This is a genomic window from Salinimicrobium aquimaris, from assembly GCF_035607535.1.
Lineage (GTDB): Bacteria > Bacteroidota > Bacteroidia > Flavobacteriales > Flavobacteriaceae > Salinimicrobium.
In genome coordinates, this window is sequence record NZ_JAYDZX010000010.1 from 1 (window position 1) to 18,749 (window position 18,749).

General features: G+C 43.5%; 16 protein-coding genes. 7 read left to right on the forward strand and 9 right to left on the reverse strand.

Annotated features, from left to right (window positions below; all coding sequences use genetic code 11):
* Nucleotides 1-227: 227 nt before the first annotated feature.
* The 5 genes from VR862_RS09955 (at nucleotide 228) to VR862_RS09975 (ending at nucleotide 5,291) form a co-directional block, all read left to right on the forward strand.
* Nucleotides 228-1,877, forward strand: coding sequence for a DUF4932 domain-containing protein (locus VR862_RS09955; RefSeq protein ID WP_324720816.1), 1,650 nt, complete (start codon nucleotides 228-230; stop codon nucleotides 1,875-1,877).
* Between the two features lie 63 nt (nucleotides 1,878-1,940).
* Nucleotides 1,941-2,732 carry a hypothetical protein gene (locus VR862_RS09960; RefSeq protein WP_324720817.1) on the forward strand — a complete coding sequence of 264 codons (792 nt, stop codon included), beginning with the start codon at nucleotides 1,941-1,943 and terminating at the stop codon, nucleotides 2,730-2,732.
* Nucleotides 2,733-3,087: 355 nt separating this feature from the next.
* Nucleotides 3,088-3,426 carry a P-II family nitrogen regulator gene (locus VR862_RS09965; protein WP_324720818.1) on the forward strand — a complete coding sequence of 113 codons (339 nt, stop codon included), beginning with the start codon at nucleotides 3,088-3,090 and terminating at the stop codon, nucleotides 3,424-3,426.
* Between the two features lie 2 nt (nucleotides 3,427-3,428).
* The gene (locus VR862_RS09970) at nucleotides 3,429-4,655 is read left to right on the forward strand and encodes an ammonium transporter (RefSeq protein WP_324720819.1); all 1,227 of its coding nucleotides are present in this window, start codon (nucleotides 3,429-3,431) and stop codon (nucleotides 4,653-4,655) included.
* Nucleotides 4,656-4,934: 279 nt separating this feature from the next.
* A complete protein-coding gene (locus VR862_RS09975; RefSeq protein WP_324720820.1) occupies nucleotides 4,935-5,291 on the forward strand; it encodes a hypothetical protein in 357 nt (118 codons plus the stop codon).
* Between the two features lie 177 nt (nucleotides 5,292-5,468).
* On the opposite strand, the gene VR862_RS09980 is transcribed toward VR862_RS09975, so the two are convergent.
* Complete coding sequence (locus tag VR862_RS09980; RefSeq protein WP_324720821.1) at nucleotides 5,469-6,266, reverse strand: cyclase family protein; 798 nt, start codon at nucleotides 6,264-6,266, stop codon at nucleotides 5,469-5,471.
* A gap of 432 nt (nucleotides 6,267-6,698) precedes the next feature.
* On the opposite strand from VR862_RS09980, the gene VR862_RS09985 reads away from it, so the two are divergent.
* Nucleotides 6,699-8,717, forward strand: a complete 2,019-nt coding sequence (locus tag VR862_RS09985; protein WP_324720822.1) for a S9 family peptidase — start codon at nucleotides 6,699-6,701, stop codon at nucleotides 8,715-8,717.
* 106 nt (nucleotides 8,718-8,823) lie between these two features.
* Here VR862_RS09985 and VR862_RS09990 read toward each other — a convergent pair whose 3' ends face one another.
* A complete protein-coding gene (locus tag VR862_RS09990) occupies nucleotides 8,824-9,498 on the reverse strand; it encodes a DUF4097 family beta strand repeat-containing protein (RefSeq protein WP_324720823.1) in 675 nt (224 codons plus the stop codon).
* A 190-nt stretch (nucleotides 9,499-9,688) separates the two neighbouring features.
* On the opposite strand from VR862_RS09990, the gene VR862_RS09995 reads away from it, so the two are divergent.
* A complete protein-coding gene (locus VR862_RS09995) occupies nucleotides 9,689-10,330 on the forward strand; it encodes a spermidine synthase (RefSeq protein ID WP_324720824.1) in 642 nt (213 codons plus the stop codon).
* An 8-nt stretch (nucleotides 10,331-10,338) separates the two neighbouring features.
* Here the strand turns inward: VR862_RS09995 and VR862_RS10000 are convergent, their stop codons facing one another.
* From VR862_RS10000 to VR862_RS10030, 7 genes are all read right to left on the reverse strand, one after another.
* Complete coding sequence (locus tag VR862_RS10000) at nucleotides 10,339-10,962, reverse strand: hypothetical protein (protein ID WP_324720825.1); 624 nt, start codon at nucleotides 10,960-10,962, stop codon at nucleotides 10,339-10,341.
* A 66-nt stretch (nucleotides 10,963-11,028) separates the two neighbouring features.
* Complete coding sequence (locus tag VR862_RS10005) at nucleotides 11,029-11,790, reverse strand: DUF6090 family protein (protein WP_324720826.1); 762 nt, start codon at nucleotides 11,788-11,790, stop codon at nucleotides 11,029-11,031.
* 438 nt (nucleotides 11,791-12,228) lie between these two features.
* Nucleotides 12,229-13,347 (reverse strand): DUF6544 family protein, encoded by a 1,119-nt coding sequence (locus tag VR862_RS10010; RefSeq protein ID WP_324720827.1) that lies wholly within the window; start codon nucleotides 13,345-13,347, stop codon nucleotides 12,229-12,231.
* A gap of 175 nt (nucleotides 13,348-13,522) precedes the next feature.
* The gene (locus VR862_RS10015) at nucleotides 13,523-14,566 is read right to left on the reverse strand and encodes a Tll0287-like domain-containing protein (protein ID WP_324720828.1); all 1,044 of its coding nucleotides are present in this window, start codon (nucleotides 14,564-14,566) and stop codon (nucleotides 13,523-13,525) included.
* A 98-nt stretch (nucleotides 14,567-14,664) separates the two neighbouring features.
* Entirely contained in the window at nucleotides 14,665-14,886 is a 222-nt protein-coding gene (locus tag VR862_RS10020) for a YgaP family membrane protein (protein WP_324720829.1), read from the reverse strand.
* Between the two features lie 46 nt (nucleotides 14,887-14,932).
* Nucleotides 14,933-15,238, reverse strand: coding sequence for a hypothetical protein (locus VR862_RS10025; protein WP_324720830.1), 306 nt, complete (start codon nucleotides 15,236-15,238; stop codon nucleotides 14,933-14,935).
* A gap of 165 nt (nucleotides 15,239-15,403) precedes the next feature.
* A complete protein-coding gene (locus tag VR862_RS10030; RefSeq protein WP_324720831.1) occupies nucleotides 15,404-18,652 on the reverse strand; it encodes an efflux RND transporter permease subunit in 3,249 nt (1,082 codons plus the stop codon).
* Nucleotides 18,653-18,749: the final 97 nt, after the last annotated feature.

Here is an 18,749-nt window from a genome sequence, read left to right on the forward strand (position 1 = left end):
TTTTTTATTTCCTTATCCCCCGGTTCCCGGGATACATCTCTCACTAATTAGCAAAGTAACTTCAGAAGGGCGCGGGAAAATCAGCTTTTAGAGCTGCATCTTTTTCTGTTTTTTTATGCTGAATTAGCAATGAAAATATCTCTTTATGATATCTATTTATCGAAAGTGTAACATTTCCACTCTTTTAGGCTCTTTTGAATACATCAATCATCAAAATGTTTTTCAAAATGAGACTTATTTTATTTTTTCCATTCTTTATCCTATTCCTGAATACCGGTGCCTTTGCAGCCGAGGACCTGAAACCTTATGATGTCGAAGTGAACGGCGTCAACTATACAATAGATCCCAGGATCGAACTGTTCAATATCATTGCCATGCAGTTCGGACATTCCGGAATGACTTTGTCAAACATACCCTACAAAAAAGACATTTTAGACAGGTTTTCTCCATGGAAGGATCATGCGGCGCCGACTGTGCTTCGGGAAACCTGGCAAAAAGGCTGGGGTGTAGATGATCCCATGTTCTTTTTACTACACCTGGATGAGGATCTCAGGATCAAAGAGAACATGCCCGCCGCAATAATCGAAAGGGGAGGAGGTATGGAACAGCTGGAGAAGCTGGCTTCCGCTTTTCAAGATTATGCTGAGGTATCCGGTTTCCGGCAATTCTTTTATAAAGAGCAGAAAGATTTTTACCAGCAGGTGCTTTCCCAGACCAGATATACCTTTAGAGATTTTGAAGCTGTGGATCTTCTCGAGGATTTCTTCGGAAAAGAAGGAGATAAATATACTGTGATCCTGAACCTGATTAGTAACTACGGGAATTTCGGGAAGATCATTGAAAGTACTGGTAGATCTGAATTTTATGCAATAGTCGAGACCAACAAAAAATCAGGAGGAATTCCGGTTTTTGAACCTACTCTGTCTCTACAGGAGCTCATTCTTCACGAATTTTCACATGGTTTTGTCAATCCTGAAATGGATGAGCATTCCGAAGCATTAAAGGGGTATGAGCCGCTATACTCTCACGTTGAAAATGCCATGAAACAGCAGGGTTATCACAACTGGATGCCTGTTGTTAATGAACATGTGGTAAGAGCTGCTGTTCTTGAAATGATGGCTCAGCACCTTGAACCTCAACTGGTGGAACAGACCATCTACAAAAAGGAAATGGGCAGGCAATTTCTATACCTTGACAAGTTGCGGGAAAAGCTCAGGATCTACCAACAGAACCGCACAGAATTTCCCACCTTTAAAACCTATGTTCCTGAATTGATCACCGCCTTTTCAGAAATTACACCGGATTACCTGTCTCAAAAAACGGAAAATCTGAAGAGATTTTTGCAGCCGGAGATACAAAAAATTCCGAAGCCATACGAGTTTGCGAGAGACAGTACTACCTTATTTGTTGTTGGTACTCATGAAACTGACAAGGCTGCGCAAAAGAAGATGCATGCTTTTGCAGAGGAATACAAGAACATGTTCAGTGAAAAAATTCAGTTGGTGACAGACGAGCAGGCTTTTTTGATGGACCTTGAAAATTATGATCTGGTCCTTTTTGGGACAGTAGAGGGCAATTTGCTGCTAAAAGATAACTTCCATGAATTGCCGATCAGCATAAGCGAGAAAGGAATCTATACTAACAAGTTCATAGAAGGGGAGAATCTTCAGCTGGTCAGTTCGTGGGTCAGCCCGTACAATGCAGATCGGGTATTTGTAGTGTACACTGCACAGAATGCTGCAGATATTAACAACTTTTACCGCTCGATGCATAAGGACCAGTTCCACTACTGGGTTGCGCAGGATCTAATCACGCTTGAAAAAGGTGATTACAAAAAGTACTGGAACGTATGGATACCGGATATCTTAAAATATTAAATCTTTTCAACTAAATTATTAGGTGAAACTAAGTATTTAGTTATATTTGAAAAAAATTTATTTATGAGGTTTTTATTTTTCATTTCGTTCACGCTTATCCAATCCGCTCTATTTGCTCAAAGTTCATCAGGAATTCAGGATGACTATGACGAGATTTTCCATATCAAAAAAGAAAATTATGAGGGTAGAGAATATTTAAGAAGTTGGGTAAAAGAACTCGATAGGGAACATCCGCTTTCCGGACTTGTTAATAACAACAAAGTCTTCCTGGAATATTGGCTTACCAATTTTACAGATCGTGAAGCCTACCAACAGTTGATGGAAATCGAAAAAGAGGAGGAGCTTCAGGAGGAGTTTACCGGATTTTTAAAAAGGGATCCCCAATTTGATCATTTAATGACTGCACTTTCAAAAAAGGTAGAAAACAGGTCGGTTGTTGCAGATACCGTTTCAGTGGACCAGCTGCTTAACGTTGCTGTCAAATATTTCAATATTCTTGGAATAACTGCAGAAGGCTCCTATAAAGGGAAAGTCTGTGCAGGTTTGAATGGCATCACCGAAACTCTTTCAGAAAGAAAGCCTGAACTGGAAGCTTTTTGTTTTTCAGCTATTCTTAAGAATCTTCAGGGAGAAGAGTTCAACATGTACAATGAATTTGTAGCAGCAATTAAAGAACTGTACAAGCAGGAGCTTGGAGTCGACAGAGAAGCAAGACTACTTAGGGCGCAGGGAGCCATGTTCTCTCTTATGAGAAATAATGAGCAGCTTAGGGAAATGCTAATTTCTGAATATGAAAAAAGAAAGCATTATCTACCTTTTGTTTTAGATCACTCCGCCCAACCTAAAAAAATCTGATTTTTCTCCGGAATAAAAGATATATATCTAAAGTCTGAACATCCCGAATGCCAGGAAGTTCTAAATGGAATTCAGGGGTCAGATTTTTTGAAATACTCAAAATCCAAAGCTTTTCTTCTCCCGAAGGAAGGCTTTTTCTTTTTTATAGTCTCTCCAAAAGTGTCACATTATTCAGAAATCTTCCGGCAGTCGCTTATAGCAGCGGTCAAAAATGCAAAAAGATATATTGTATTTTAATTACCCCATAAATTTAGGGGGTACTTTTTATAAAAACACAAATATGTACTTTTTACCCCTATTTTTAATAGGGGTTAAATTGTTTTTACATACTTTTATCTCATATAATTCTTCAAAAATGAAAAAAATCGAAGCTATCATTCGTAGTGAAAAGTTCCAGGAAGTAAAACAGGCGCTTCAGGAGATTGGGGTAGTGTTCTTTACTTATTGGGATGCTACCGGAGTTGGAAATGAAACCCATGGTCACGTCTATCGTGGGGTGGCCTATAGTACATCAGATATTCCCAGGAGAATGTTGTCAATAGTAGTATCTCCTGAAAAAGCTGACGAAACAGTACAGGTTCTCCTAAAGACCGCACACACAGGAAAAGAGGGAGATGGCAAAATTTTCGTCTCCAATATTGAAGAAGCCTATAGAATAAGAACGCAAGAATCCGGAACTAAATCTCTCAGTTAATTATGGAAAATGTAAACTTCGCAGTCAACAACGTATGGATGATGCTATGTATAGCACTGGTCTTTATTATGCATCTGGGATTTTCTCTGCTGGAAATTGGCCTTACCCGTGCAAAGAACACCATCAACATTCTATTTAAAAATGTCATGGTCATTATCATTGGTCTCCTTACCTATACCCTGGTCGGTTTTAGTCTTATGTATCCGGGAGAGATCTTTGCGGGTGGATTTCTGGGTTTTGCCGGATTTGGAATACCACTTCCGGAGAATGGTCTATCTGCAGAATACGTAGGTGGCAATTATACTTTCTATACCGATTTCCTTTTTCAGGCCATGTTTGCAGCTACAGCCGCAACTATAGTTTCAGGCGCTGTAGCCGAAAGGATCAAGCTTAGCGGCTTCATTTCATTTGCCATTATTTACGTGGGCCTGGTCTACCCAATCATCGGAATGTGGAAATGGGGTGGCGGATTTTTAGATGAGCTTGGATTCTATGACTTTGCCGGTTCCAGCCTTGTTCATTCTGTGGGAGGTTGGGCTGCCCTTGTCGGGATCTATCATCTGGGGCCGCGAATAGGAAAATTTTCTGAAGGGGAGATCAAAGTTATCCCCGGCCATAGTATTCCGCTTTCAACAGTGGGAGCATTTTTGTTGTGGTTTGGCTGGTTTGGCTTCAATGGAGGTTCGGTACTATCTGCCGATCCGGGGAAGACTTCCCTGGTGCTTGTTACCACCTGTATTGCGGCTTCGGCAGGAGGGCTTAGTACTTTCCTCTTTACAAGGCTTCGATACAAGGCCAACGATCTGTCGATGGTACTTAACGGAATTCTGGGAGGACTTGTAGGGATCACTGCTTCGGCAGATGTTATGGGAATCTTTGATGCATTTATCATTGGAGCAGTTTCGGGCATACTTATAGTTCTTTCCGTTTCGTTTCTGGAGAAAAGAAAGCTGGACGATCCAGTGGGTGCGGTTTCGGTGCATCTTACCTGCGGAGTATGGGGCACTCTGGCAGTTGGGATCTTCGGAAGCATGGCCGGCCTGGGACAGCTGTTTTCCCAGATCGTAGGAATTACTGCAATAGCAGCCTTTGCAGCGCTTTCTTCCTATGTCATTTTCTTAATCCTGAAACATACAAACGAGTTGCGGGTGAGTGAGCAGGAAGAGATAGAAGGGCTTGATGCACATGAGCATGGAACTGCTGCTTATGCAGAACTAAAGTATGAATAGACGTTTTGGACCTGAAGAAATGTTAAAGAGGATCCAAAAATGACATTTTAGAGAGGTAATAATTTGCCTGTGGAAGCTTAAATTTTAGCAGTTTGAAAATTTCACGCTGCTGAAAAAATGAAAATGATTTTTCACTCCTATATTTTTTTCAATTACATTATTTATTGACTTTTAACTATTTAAGTGTTTTATTCTGATGTTAATCAACTGATTTGGTGGTTTCAGTAAATAATAAGGATTGAAAAGTAAAATTAATTATTAAATCTAGAAAAATTAGTTATGGCAGTTTTTGTTACCCGCAGTGAAATGAAATCTCTCTGGAAGCCTTCTCTTGGAAGTATGATCAGGGAGTGTAAAAGGAATCGGAAAGCTCCTCATGGACTGGTTGAACTAATCAGGCACAATCTGTACGCCGAGTACGTTAGCTATGATGCGGGTACAGAAGTGTATGAGATTGGTGTGAATGAGTCCATAAACAGGGCTAAGACTTATCCTACGATTAAGGTTTACACGTTTTCCCTACACGAACTGGAACAGAAGCTCAAGACTTCATATAAGTCTACAAGGTATGATCTGGAGTTCTATGCCAAAATATTAACAGGTAAGGATCTAAGCGACCAGGTTCTGGTACTCTAAACTTTAATTATTAAAGTTCCAAGTCCTGTCATATTTTTTAATCATTAGAAAAATCAGCTATGAAAAAAGGATTTTTAATAGATATGGATGAAGCATCGTCGTAGACTCAGTCATGGATATCGATCTTGAAGAAGTATTTGACTGGCACAATAAGGCTTTTGCTTAAAAATCAATAGATCACTTCGGAAGCAGTGCTATGATTCTTAAAGGTCCGCCGCTTCCGCCTTTGATCTTCATGGGTAATGCGATAACATCAAAATCTTTGGCAGGTAATTTCTCCAGGGCGGTGAGGTTTTCAAAAACAGGAATGTTTTCTGAAAGCAGCACCACGTGACTTTCGAACAACTCCGACTGTCCGTAGTCAATACTTGGAGTGTCAATGCCAATAGATTTAATCTTCCGGTTGTTTACCAGCCACTTTGCAGCGCCCGGGGAGAGACCGGGGAAATGGAGTAACTTCACAGCTTCTTCCCCGCGTTCCCTGGTGCCGAGGTATTTTTCCTTATCGGGATAGAATTGGGAGTAGCCGGTTTGCAGCAGTACAATACTGCCATCGGGAATCTTCCCATGCTGTTTTTCCCAGGCCACGAGATCATTAACAGAGACCTGGTAATCCTTATCCTTTAATGCTTTTTCGGAAACATCGATCTTTATGGCCGAACCAAGTAGATTCTCCAGCGGGATTTGTTCCACAGAATGCATGCCTTTGGCAAAATGAATAGGAGCATCAAGATGAGTTCCCCCATGCTCGGCTGTAGCAAAATCATATGCCGAATAATAATACCCTTTTTCAGTATCTCCCATAAAAACCGTATCCAGGTCGAATTCTTTCGCCGTGACCCAGTAAATAGTCTCTTCTGAAAATTCATGAGAAAGATCTACGATCTCATAATTGGAAAGCTGAGCAAACCCTGATGTTCCCGTCAGGGTACAGAGCAGAAAACCAAAGCCAATAAATTTGAACACACTTTTCATATTGATCTTCTTGTAAAAACTGTTAAGTAGCGGGGGAGTGACTTAAATGAGCAGTATTTAAATTTAGAAAAAAAATACAAGTCAGGGAAGTAAACCTGATAATTGTCATTTTTCAGGTCCGGGTAATTTCAGAATTTTGTTGGTCCCTTGGGCCTGTACCTATTTTTTTATGGAATACAAGATCTACATAGCAGGTGGGATTTTGACCATCGCGATCGTCGCTTTATACCTGATCATCCTAAACAGGAAAAGTAAGTGATGCTGCTTTTAAAAAATGTCTTGCTGAAGTAACTTCTTTACCAGGATCCTTTTCTTCGCGCTTATTTATTTCGGGACTATAGTACCCAGACCTCATCCCCTTTTTAAGAGTGTTCTTTAATTGGAGTTTTTGTATTTTGAGACCTTATTTATTAACAGATAAGAATCTGCTTTATGAAAAAACTGCTACTCCTGCTCCTGTTCGTTGCTTCAGGAAACCTTGTTTGGGCTCAGAAAACTCCTATCGAACTAACCGATTTTTTTGACCTGGAATATGTTTCCGACCCACAGATCTCTCCTGATGGAGACAAGATTATCTACGTGAGGAACTTCAAAGACATCATGACCGACGGAAATTATTCAAATCTCTGGATAGTCAATTCCGATGGAACTCAGAATCGGCCGCTCACCTCGGGCAATCAAAGGGATCTTTCCCCGCGCTGGTCGCCAGACGGGAAAAAGATCGTTTTCCTTTCTGACAGGCAGGATGAAAAAATGAAGCTCTTTCTCATGTGGATGGATACCAGGGAAAGCTTCGCTCTCACCAATAGCGCCCAATCCCCGGGAAATGTCGCGTGGAATCATGCGGGAGATCAACTTGCATTTACCATGTTTGTTCCTGAAAAAGGCCAATCTCTCATTCAGCTTCCTGCCAAACCCGAAGGAGCAAAATGGAATGAACCACCAGTTTATATTGATGAGCTTAATTATCGCGGCGACGGCCAGGGCTACTTAAAATCCGGGAATGACCAGATCTTCGTGCTCTCTACAGACGGAGGCACTCCCAGACAGCTGACCTTTGAAGATGAAGATCTGGGAGCACCAGCCTGGTCTGCCGATGATAAGAAGCTGTATTTTTCAGCGAATCTGCATGAAGGGGCAGACCTGGAACCCAATAATTCAGAGATCTATGAACTGCAAATAGCTTCAGGAGAAATTAAGGCGATTACAGATAGACTTGGCCCCGACAGCGGTCCTGCAGTTTCGCCCAAAGGAGATCTTTTAGCTTTTACAGGCTATGATGACCAATACCTGGGTTACCAGATCAATGAGTTATACGTGATGAAACCTGATGGCACCAACGTCAGGGAACTTTCCGGAGAATTTGACAGGGATATTGAGAATATTAAGTGGGATGGAAAAGGAAAAGGACTTTACTTTAATTTCAACGACCACGGAAAGACAAAGATAGGCTACATAGATCTACAAGGAAACACAAAGGTTGTCGCCGATGACCTTGGCGGACTTTCCCTGGGGAGGCCGTATAATGCAGCTGCTTTTTCAGTTTCAAATTCCGGGAAGCTGGCCTACACCCTTGGAACGCCCCTTCATCCGGCCGATCTTGCCGTAAAAGATGGAAAGCATGTGAAACGGCTTACAAGTCTGAACGAAGATCTCTTTTCCTATCGCGAATTGGGAAATGTTGAAGAGATTACCTGGAAATCTTCTTATGATGGCAGGGAAATTCAGGGGTGGATGGTAATCCCGCCTAATTTTGATCCAAATAAAAAATATCCTTTTATTCTCGAAATTCACGGCGGGCCCTTTGCTAGTTATGGATCGGTTTTTTCAGCAGAGATCCAGGCTTTTGCGGCTGCGGGTTACGTTGTTCTTTACTCCAATCCGCGGGGGAGCAGTGGCTATGGAGCAGAATTTGGAAATCTTATTCACCATGACTATCCAAACCACGATTACGAAGACTTAATGAGTGGAGTAGATGCCGTGATTGAAAAAGGCTTTATTGATGAGAAAAATCTGTTTGTTACCGGTGGCAGTGGCGGCGGAGTTCTTACCGCATGGATCATTGGAAAGAACAACAGGTTCAGTGCTGCCGTAGTGGCCAAACCGGTGATCAACTGGTATAGTTTTGTACTTTATGCAGATAATCCTGCTTTCTTCAGCAAATACTGGTTCCCAAATAAACCCTGGGAAGACCCTTCTACCTATATCGAGCGTTCGCCAATTACTTATGTTGGCAATGTGACCACTCCAACCATGCTTTTGACCGGAGAGGAAGATTACCGAACTCCCATAGCCGAATCTGAACAATTCTATACTGCACTAAAACTCGAGGGAGTGGATGCAGCAATGGTTCGAATTCCCGGAGCTTCTCACGGAATAGCAAACCGGCCGAGTAACTTAATAGCCAAGGTTGCAGCTATCCTCGCGTGGTTTGAAAAATACAGGGAATAAATGGTATTTTGGAGAGGTAAGAAAATGTTGCCTTCGGAATAAATATAAAGATCCCGCTCAAGGCGGGATCTTTTATTAACCAGCTGCAACTTCATCCTAACGGCGGCTAATTCAAATAAATATCTCCTGTTACTGAATTTAGCGTAAGCTGACTTTGTGAATTATGCAACTCTTTGAAGACTTCCTGGCCTACAAAGCCTTTCTCCTTTGTGGCACCGGAGTCGTTGTTATAAATATTTCCCATCACGGTCTTGACCTTATAGGAGCTGTTCTTTACAGGAAGAGAGATCTTTCCGGTGACCGAGTTAAGTTCGAGGTTCCCTTTAAATCTTTCGATTTGTACGTTTCCAATTACCAGGTCCAGCTTAAAATCGCCCTGCAAAAATTCAGAAGTCATACTACCCGTAACACTGGATAATTCGAGCTTTACACCTTTGGGGACATAAAGCGTATAATAGATCTCTTGCTTTAGTTCGTTTCTCTCACCAAATTCAACATGGTAGCCTTCTAGAAGATCCTTCATGTTTGAACTGATCTCGATCTTTGAGTCGCTGCTGTTCACTTGCAGCTCATATTGTTCGGTGTATTTTTTGTCTTCGGTATCTACCAAAGCTTCGATCTTTATAGAAGATCTGTTCCAGGTCTTCATTTCAATATCTGAAGCAAAAGCAAATTCCACAGTTACGGGCTGCCCTTGATAAGCAACTTCTTTTTCTACATTTCTTTGTGCCTGTGCGTTAAGTGTGATCAATACGATTAAGGTTAGTGCAAGTTTTTTCATTGTTCAGTTTTTTGATTGATTGATGATTTCTTTCTTTAAAGACGAGAGGAAATTACCGGTGTTACAAAATTTCTTTTTTAGGGATGGTGGTTTGGTTTCAGATCATTATCAATAATCGGAAAACATTATTCTCGCCTTCTAACCTCGTCCTTTTAAATACGTCCTTCCAAAGCCGTACTTTTGCACGGCTATGAAAAGATCCCTTAGTTACCTTTGGCCCCTGACCAAAAACTACGAATCCCACTTTAGTGGAATGCTGGAAGTGACCTGGATCAATGGCCGAAAGGTGCTGGATAGCGCAAATGCCAATTACTCCTATGGCGCACTACAAGAGGTAATGGACCGCGGACTCGCACAAACCAGTGCAGATCGTGCTGCTCCGGTGTTAGTTCTGGGTCTTGGCGGCGGAAGCGTAATTCCTCTGCTGCGGAAGAAATACAACTATTACGGAAAGATCACTGCGGTAGAAATAGATCCTGCGATTATAGAAATTGCGATCAATGAATTTGGGATCGAGGCGCATCAGCCCCTTGAATTGATTTGCGCCGATGCTGAAATATATGTTTCTTCCACACCTGAGAAATTCGGATTAATTATAATCGACCTCTTTCTTGACCTGGAGGTGCCGGATCAGTTCTTTTCTGAAAATTTCTGGAAAGATCTTGCGGGTTTACTGCAACCTTCCGGAAAGATACTTTTTAACGCCGGAGTAAATTCTGCTCATGAAGTACAGATCTCGAACCTGCTCAAAAATGACAAATTAAAAATAGATTTCCGGAAGAAGGAAGAGGTGTATGGAAGTAATACGCTGCTGTTGGGAACAAAGCTTTAACGGGAAATTCAGTTGTCGTTGGAAACAGTCCTATTTCTTTTTCTCAATTGTCCCCAAAGACTACCTATTCCTACACCTACATAGGTCCTGTCTTTATTGATTTGCAGCATAGGAGAAAGATATAAGCCAAAAAGGCGGGTTAGCGGGAATTCCAATCTTGGACTAAGAATTAGGCTTACGGTGTTATACTTTTTATAGTTCCAGGTATAGTTTTCCACCAGGAATGAATTCTCAATTCTTTGCCAGTTCCCCGGTTCTCTAATGGTGGTGTAGCCCAGGCCAAATGAAAGATTCATCCGGATGGTTCCTTTTTGGTTCAGTTTGTAAATTTTACCTGCCGTGATCATAAAATTTTCCATCTGGTCGTCGGGTTGACCCAAACCGAACAGCATGGAGTTTACTAGTCCGGCAGAGTAGTCATAGGGTAAGGAGGTTGCTTTGCGTACATGTCCGCTATATCCCACTCTCAAAGAATATTTTTCGGAATAGATATAATTTACGTCCAGGTCAAGACCAACATAATTCCCCAGGCTCACATCACTTCCCAAATAATAGGCATGTCTTAATTCGGTTTGTGCATGTAGTGAATTAATAATTACAAGAAAAAGCAAAAGGCTTAAGATCCGACTCATAGATTGGTCCTATATGGTGAATATACGGGAGAATGGAAGGTAACAGGCATGAACAGGGCTTTTATTTTATTCAATTTCATCATCTATGAGGACCAATATGGTGTTCAGGTTTTTCAACAGGGGTTTATAATGGGCCTCTTCGGTGGCATGAGAAGAAAGAATGAACATTAGTACATTATTCTCAAATGCGGTGGAGTTCAGCAATTCCAGATTGCTTTTAGTACTTGCGGCCTGCGGAAGGTCAAGTTCACGGCTCACCCCGGTATCTTCAAGGATTGCTCTCAAGCTGTAATCATTCCTTCTAAGAAAATCGAGAACAAGTTCCCGCTGCAGACCCAGGTCGTTTTCCTGTTTTGAAATATCTTCTATGGTTGAGATCCAGTTAGTGAGTCTTGCTCTTAAGGTTGTATTGGAAATATCCTTTAAACTTCCGGAATTGATCATTTCGATCAAAAGAGAATTATTGGGATTAAAAGAAATATCTGAGGAAAAAGTATGGTACAGCAATTCAGACAACTCTTTTTCCGAAGGCCTGGTGTCGGTACTAATGTAACTCACTACCTGTTTTGCACCTATGAAATTGCGGCGGTTTACTTCCATTAGCTCCTCAAGTTTTCTTTTACTGGTCTGGAACTCCTCTTTTAACCCCATGAGGTAGACTTGCTCCTTTTCCCTGATGATACGATTTTGATTCCTGTTGTTGATCGCCAGAGCGATTAGGATCCCTATGACCACCAGCACGATCTCCCCAACTGCGTACAGGAAGTATTTGCTGAATTTATTTTCGGTCAGTAGATTTTGCCTGATCCTCCTAAAGAACTTGATCATGATCTTATGTGTTGGTAACCCGGAACAACTTTAGAATTGAGATGGAACAGATTTACACCGTGTGATTTACGCGCTCATCCTCCCGGGCATAGGTAAATTTATGGAATTCCTACAAGAACATACTCTTCCAAGTAAAACGATAGCCGGAAGAGACTCTAAAAATGTCATTTTTGAGAGGTATAGTCATTTTGATTTCAACGTTTGGCTGTAACTCTAACATGACAAAATTCAGGCTGTACAGCTGATGTCTTACAAGAAAGTCTGAGCTTAAGATTCTACAGCTTTTAAGTTTCTTCTTCAGGTTAAATACAGGTTTAGGATTGACTTTCCGGATGTAGGGAACCCGGAAAGAGAGAAAATGTTAACTAATTCTGCTAAATATAGGAAAAAAGCCGGTAAGCTGCTGCCCAATCTATTTTTTGGAAGGAAATTACAAGCTCATCTCTTTACCGCTTCGGCTTTGGAACCGCCGACATTGTAGTTTATATCTACGATCTCCAGTTTTAACCACGTCCAATCCTGATGTTCCAGCTTCCAGGTCGCAGACATTTTCGAAGGTACTCTTATGCCCTCAAAGCTCTTATGCTCCTGCACGTTCAACACCCATGGATACCGTTGGGCGGTGGATTCATTGCCTTTATAGCGCAGTGCCGAAAACCTTATGAAGTCTCCGTCACTATTGAAACTAAATGTACCGCTGCCTCTGCTGTCTTTATATATCAAAGTGGCAACGGCAGTAGTGTCGTCTACAGCTTCCCAGCTCACATAAGGACTTAGGGCCAGGGTAGGCAGCCACACCATTTCCCCCAGGTAGCGCTGCAGACTTCCCTCATCCAGTTTCTCTCCTTTTTCATCCACAACATTCACCAGTCCTTCAAGTTTGATCAACATTTCACCTTTTCCGCCTTCGAACTTATCCCGGCCTAAAAAGCCTATGAAACTGTTCATTCTGGCATCAACGCTCCAAATAAAGGCCGGAACATCTACAGTGGAATACTGCAGTGCATTTGCCTGTAGCCATTTCTCCTGCTCGGGTTTCATCTTCATCTCCAGTTTTTGGAGAACACTTCCATTACTTATAAAGGGCTTGCCAATGATCCCTGACCGGCGGAGCCATTCTTGAACAGGTTGAGGCAGTCCCTGAAGGTCTTCTTCAGAAACTGCTTTTTCCGGTGTCAATTGGGTTCGGTTTAAAATGCGGTTTGTATCTGCCTGTACCAGCCTGTTGAAATTATAGGAGCCAAAGGAAACGATCGCCACAATTAGAACAATGAGATTGGGCAATGTCGCTGCCTTGGCCTCTTCCCAATAGATGATGATAAGGATCTGAGAAATCACTACTGCAATAATTCCTATGACCCAGCTGAATTTGTAACCGGTCCACCAGGAAATACCATAGACCAGAAAGAGAAGTCCGGTCGCCAGCCAAACCAATCCCACAGGCCGGGAAATCGAAAGACTTAGCTCTTTTACTTCGGCAATACCAAAGCCTTTTAAGAATCCGAGGAAATGAATGAGTCCGTGTAGAATAATGAGGATTAGAAATGCTATTCTCATCTTTAATTTTTTTCAGAAAAGAGGGCCAAATTCAACTGAGTTGACCGGAGAATAAATTTACGGATTTACTACCAAAGAAGCTGTTCCATGACGGGTTTAATCTCTGTAGTATATAAAAAAGCCCCTCCAAAAATGTCTTTTTGGAAGGACTTTGATCTTAATCTTTTTTTTATTTCTAGCGCCTGTTTGGAAGCTCGATCTTCCAAATCCCGCGCACCTCGTTTTCTGAATAGCCTACTGCTTTGTCCTGCGGATAGAGCTTTAGGATCTTTTCCCTTACCTGCGGCTCGATGTCGCCCGGTTTACCATGGCACTGCAGGCACATGCTGTTGGTCACTATAGGATAATAGAAGCGGGTGGTTCCTTTCTCGGGTATTAGTACCGGCTGCGGATCTTTACCTGCACTCACCTGATGCGTGAAAAGGTCGATCAAGGCAGCCTCTTCGGGAGTGGCTTCGTTCTGCGGGTTCCTGCTCTTATTAGAAACCCGCTGTATTGGGACATTAAATTTTTCTGCCTTGGAAGCGGTAAGGGGAATGGCTTCAACATTGCAGAATTCCAAAGCGTGAAGTGTTCCTTCTTTTTGAATTGCTCCCATTAGATTCTGACCCAGAAGTTGCTTTGTCTCCAGTGCGATCTCCAATCCTCTGTCGGCAGCATTTTGTCCTTGCATGCCCATATTATTTTGACCTTTGCCCTGTCTCATTCCCTGTCCCTGTCTTCCTTTACCCATCTGCTGTCCCTGCTGCCGGTACACGCCTTTTCCGGGCCCCTGTTTCCAGTGTTCGGCGAACCATTCAGGTTCCTCAACCTGGTAATCATAAAGATATTCGGCTATTTTTTCTACTGTACCTTCGGGAAATTCCTGGTAAGGCATCAATCCGAATTTTTTGATCGCTCCGGGCATTTCGGATCTTTCGGCTGAAGGTTCCTCCACAAAAGACACCACCCTGTCTATAAATCCTTCCTTTGTCGAATTGTTCATCAAGTAATGGGCTTTTACAGCTGCCATTGGCGGACCTATTCTGCCCTCATTCATAGGAGCAGAGGGACTGTGGCAGGTATAGCAATAAGTTTCCATCAGCTTTTTACCGGGATGCTCCTGCTTTACTGCTGCAATCCGCAGATTAGTCGTTTCGGGAGCACTGTATTCAGCTTTTGAGTCCTGGCACCCGGCGAGGAGCAAAAGTGCAACAACGGGAAGAAGGAATTTTTTCATAACAGTTGGTTTAACAGATAAATGTAGACATTGAACTTCAGGCGGAACATGCCATTTGTCATGTTCCGGAATTTTCAGCTTCAACCCTTCAAAAAAACTTATGCTTTGGAGCCGGATTTCTTTAGTTGCCGCTTTTCATCCTTAATTCCAAATTTCTTCAGGATATCTTCCATTAAACACCAGCGGGTAATGGAGGATTGCAGCAGATTCACTCCTACAAAGGCGGTGAACCACAGCCAGTTGATATTTAAATAAACTGCGAGCAGTAAGCTGATTAGGATAAATGTTCCGGCGATACCGCGTATTACTCTGTTTAGCATAATCTTGAATTTTAATTGTTAACTGATAATTGATAATTGTTCATTGTTAAATTGATTGTTCTATGGGTAAAACAACTGCGCGAACAGGGTTGTTGGTCTCCAGGTGCTCATTGAACTCCTTCAGGTATTTGAAAAGATCACTGATCTTTTCCTCTTCGGTGAAGGAGAACAGCATAACAGATTCATTGCCGCCTTTTTCACCCGGAAACCAGCTCTGGGTGGCGACCAGGGAATTTCCATTCTTGTAGCCGTCTATTTCCGAAGAACTAAAGGCTTCAATATTTGCTTTTTTGAACAGCTTTAGTACGTCCTTCTGGAAGGCAACTACGCTGGTAACTATTAGTAATTTCATCTCTGAAAGGTTTAAGGATTAAGGTTTAATGATTAGTGTTGTCGGTTATCGGTTGTCGGTTATCGGTTGTCGGTTATCGGTTGTCGGTTATCAGTTGTCGGTTATCGGTTATCCGTTGGTGTTGATTTAACTGACAACTCACAACTGATAACTCACAACCGACAACTAAAGAACTTCCTCAGTTTCTCTTTTCTCAACAACCTCCTTATTCTCCCTATCCACATACTTCTTCTTTTCTATCATGTAATACACCAATGGCACTACTAAGAGGGTAAGGAAGGTGGAGACAATAGTTCCTCCCATTAGCGAGATAGCAAGTCCCTGGAAGATTGGATCGAAGAGGATCACAAAGGCTCCGATCACTACCGTACCGGCAGTTAAGAGGATAGGGGTTGTTCTCACAGCACCGGCTTCGATCACTGCCTGTTTCAACGGAATTCCGTCTTCCAGTCGCAGGTTCACAAAGTCGATGAGCAGCACCGAGTTCCGCACCATGATCCCGGCCAGCGCGATCATTCCGATAAAGGAGGTAGCGGTAAAGAAGGCACCCATGATCCAGTGCCCCAGCACAATTCCTACGAGGGATAGCGGAATGGCCACCATCATCACAATAGGCGCTTTAAAGTTCTGGAACCAGCCTACGATGAGGATGTAAATGATCACGATCACTCCCAAAAATGCGATTCCAAGGTCACGGAACACCTCCAGGGTGATCTGCCACTCCCCGTCCCATTTCACGGTGTAGTCATCTTCATATTCCGGCTGACCCATATACAGGTCACTGATCTCATGTCCGGCAGGCATGTCGATCTCCTTCAGCTTTTCTTCCATTCCCAGGATGGCGTAGACCGGACTCTCAAGTTCGCCCGCCATATCGGCCAGCACATATACCACTCGCTTTTGATTTTTGCGGTAAATGCTCTTGTCCCTGGTCACCTCTTTTGGCTCAACCAGATCTGCAATTGGGATCATTTGCCCCTGTTGGGAAGCAATGTTGATCTGCATAATGTCCTGTACAGAAGATTTTTCCTCCTCATCCAGTGCCAGTACAATGCCTACCCGCTGGGTAGCTTCCTCATCATAAAGCTGCGTGATCGCTCTTTCTCCCAAAGCTGAATTCAGGGTGTACACGATCTGCTGAGGTGCGATCCCATAAAGCATCGCCTTTTCCTTGTCGATCTCAAACTCGTATTCTTTTTGGTCGGCTTCTACCATCCAGTCAATATCCACAACGTCTTCGGTATTGTGAAGAATGGTTTGGATACTGTCTGCCAGTGCGATCTGGGTCTCATAATCGGGTCCATAAACTTCTGCGACTATTGTGGACAAAACCGGAGGGCCCGGCGGAACTTCCACCAGCTTAATATTGGCTCCGTATTTATCTCCTATGGCCTGTATATCCGGGCGCAGCAGTTTTGCAATGTCATGACTCTGCAAACTTCTGTCTCCTTTTGGAAGCAGGTTCACCTGTATATCGGCAGTATTGCTCGCCCCCCGCAGGTCGTAGTGACGTACGAGTCCGTTGAAGGTGATTGGCGCAGAAGTACCAATGTATGTCTGGTAATTCACCACCTGCGGACTCTGGTTAAGGTACTGGCCGATCTCCTTTGTAACTACGGCGGTTCTTTCCAGCGTAGTTCCTTCGGGCATGTCGATCACCACCTGGAATTCGTTCTTATTGTCAAAAGGCAGCATTTTCACAGCCACATCTTTAGTAAAGAATAAGGCTACAGAACCCAGCAGGAGTAAGGCGGTTAGGCCCAGGAATCCCCAACGGATCTTTTTATTATCGATAAGCGGCTCTTCAAAGCGCCTGTAGATGCGGTAGATCATAGAATCTTCGATCCTCTTCTCAGCTTCTTCCACCCGTTTACCTTTTTTCTCCTTTTCACGCAGGAAAATGAATCCCAGGTATGGAGTTATAGTAAGTGCCACGAACAGCGACAGGATCATGGCAATGGAAGCACCGATAGGCATCGGGCTCATATATGGTCCCATCAATCCGCTTACGAATGCCATTGGCAATACAGACGCAATTACTGTAAAAGTCGCCAGGATAGTAGGGTTTCCTACCTCGTTAATGGCATAAAGTGCAGCCTGTTTGAATGGCAGGCGCTTCATCTTGAAGTGCCGGTGCATGTTCTCTGCAATAATGATCGAGTCATCCACCACAATACCGGTAACGAATACCAGGGCGAACAAGGTGATCCTGTTCAGGGTGTAATCCAGCATGTAATAGCTGAGCAGCGTAAGGGCAAAGGTGATGGGCACCGAAAGGAATACCACGAGTCCGCCACGCCAGCCCATGGCCAGCATTACAACAAGGGTTACTGCTATGATCGCACCAATGAGGTGCAGTAAAAGTTCTCCCACTTTGTGCGATGCAGTTTCCCCGTAGTTGCGAGTCACTTCCACGTGCACATCTTCAGGGATAAGATTGGTTTGCAGGTAGTCTACTTTCTCCAGGATCACATCGGCGATCTTCATCGCATCGGCTCCCTTGCGTTTGGCTACAGATAAAGTCACAGCAGGATATTCTGCGGGATAAGCTTCCGAAGCATCCACCGCCTGTCCGTATCCAAAAGTGACGTAAGATTTCGGAATTTCGGGTCCGTCTTTTACAGTTGCGATTTGCTTCAGGTAAACCGGTTGCCCGTTGTTCACTCCCACGATGAGGTTCTCCACATCCTGAGGGGATTCTAAAAAGCTTCCGGTACTTACCAAAACTTCGCTGTCGTTGCGGTCAAAACTTCCGGAGGAAAGCTGCTGATTTGATGCCTGGATCTTTTCCGAAACCCCCAGCATATCCACTCCGCTGGCAGCCATCCTGTCCTTGTCGAGCACCACGCGCAGCTGTCTGTTGCGGCCACCAATGGTGTTCACGATAGAGACATCTTCGACCTTTTCGATCTCATGCCGCAGCTCGTTGGCCATTTGGCGCAGCTGGTAATCATCATAATTTTCGCTCCACAAGGTGAGACCAAGTACGGGAACGTCATCAATAGCCCGGGTCTTCACCAGCGGCTGCGTGACATTTGGCGGGAACTGGTCCATGTTCTTCATGAGCTCGTTGTAGAGCTTTACATAGGAACGTTCAATATCCTCGCCCACGTAGAACTGCACGATCAACATCCCCTGTTCTTCCATGGAGGTCGAGTAAACGTACTCCACACCCGGAATGTTGGAAACCATCTTTTCCAGGGGTTTGATAATGCGCTGTTCCACCTCGGTAGGGCTCGCACCCGGGTAGCCTACAAATATGTCGGCCATGGGCACGTCGATCTGCGGCTCTTCCTCGCGCGGAATCAAGAACGATGCGTAGACACCCACGATCATAAACACGATCATGAGCAACACCGTCAGTTTTGAATTTATAAAGCCTTTGGCAATCTTGCCTGCTAATCCTTCTTTCATATTGTTTATGGTTCTTTGGGCGTTTCCCCACCTTCGCTCAAGCTTCGGTGGGGCCAAGCTTTCGGCGCTATCTCCCTTCCTGCGGTCGGGAGGATAA

What these genes read in the sequence shown, in the direction of transcription:
- VR862_RS09955 (WP_324720816.1), top strand. Translation starts at nt 228, where the DNA reads ATGAGACTTATTTTATTTTTTCCATTCTTTATCCTATTCCTGAATACC.
- VR862_RS09960 (WP_324720817.1), top strand. Translation starts at nt 1,941, where the DNA reads ATGAGGTTTTTATTTTTCATTTCGTTCACGCTTATCCAATCCGCTCTA.
- VR862_RS09965 (WP_324720818.1), top strand. Translation starts at nt 3,088, where the DNA reads ATGAAAAAAATCGAAGCTATCATTCGTAGTGAAAAGTTCCAGGAAGTA.
- VR862_RS09970 (WP_324720819.1), top strand. Translation starts at nt 3,429, where the DNA reads ATGGAAAATGTAAACTTCGCAGTCAACAACGTATGGATGATGCTATGT.
- VR862_RS09975 (WP_324720820.1), top strand. Translation starts at nt 4,935, where the DNA reads ATGGCAGTTTTTGTTACCCGCAGTGAAATGAAATCTCTCTGGAAGCCT.
- VR862_RS09980 (WP_324720821.1), bottom strand. Translation starts at nt 6,266, where the DNA reads ATGAAAAGTGTGTTCAAATTTATTGGCTTTGGTTTTCTGCTCTGTACC.
- VR862_RS09985 (WP_324720822.1), top strand. Translation starts at nt 6,699, where the DNA reads ATGAAAAAACTGCTACTCCTGCTCCTGTTCGTTGCTTCAGGAAACCTT.
- VR862_RS09990 (WP_324720823.1), bottom strand. Translation starts at nt 9,498, where the DNA reads ATGAAAAAACTTGCACTAACCTTAATCGTATTGATCACACTTAACGCA.
- VR862_RS09995 (WP_324720824.1), top strand. Translation starts at nt 9,689, where the DNA reads ATGAAAAGATCCCTTAGTTACCTTTGGCCCCTGACCAAAAACTACGAA.
- VR862_RS10000 (WP_324720825.1), bottom strand. Translation starts at nt 10,962, where the DNA reads ATGAGTCGGATCTTAAGCCTTTTGCTTTTTCTTGTAATTATTAATTCA.
- VR862_RS10005 (WP_324720826.1), bottom strand. Translation starts at nt 11,790, where the DNA reads ATGATCAAGTTCTTTAGGAGGATCAGGCAAAATCTACTGACCGAAAAT.
- VR862_RS10010 (WP_324720827.1), bottom strand. Translation starts at nt 13,347, where the DNA reads ATGAGAATAGCATTTCTAATCCTCATTATTCTACACGGACTCATTCAT.
- VR862_RS10015 (WP_324720828.1), bottom strand. Translation starts at nt 14,566, where the DNA reads ATGAAAAAATTCCTTCTTCCCGTTGTTGCACTTTTGCTCCTCGCCGGG.
- VR862_RS10020 (WP_324720829.1), bottom strand. Translation starts at nt 14,886, where the DNA reads ATGCTAAACAGAGTAATACGCGGTATCGCCGGAACATTTATCCTAATC.
- VR862_RS10025 (WP_324720830.1), bottom strand. Translation starts at nt 15,238, where the DNA reads ATGAAATTACTAATAGTTACCAGCGTAGTTGCCTTCCAGAAGGACGTA.
- VR862_RS10030 (WP_324720831.1), bottom strand. Translation starts at nt 18,652, where the DNA reads ATGAAAGAAGGATTAGCAGGCAAGATTGCCAAAGGCTTTATAAATTCA.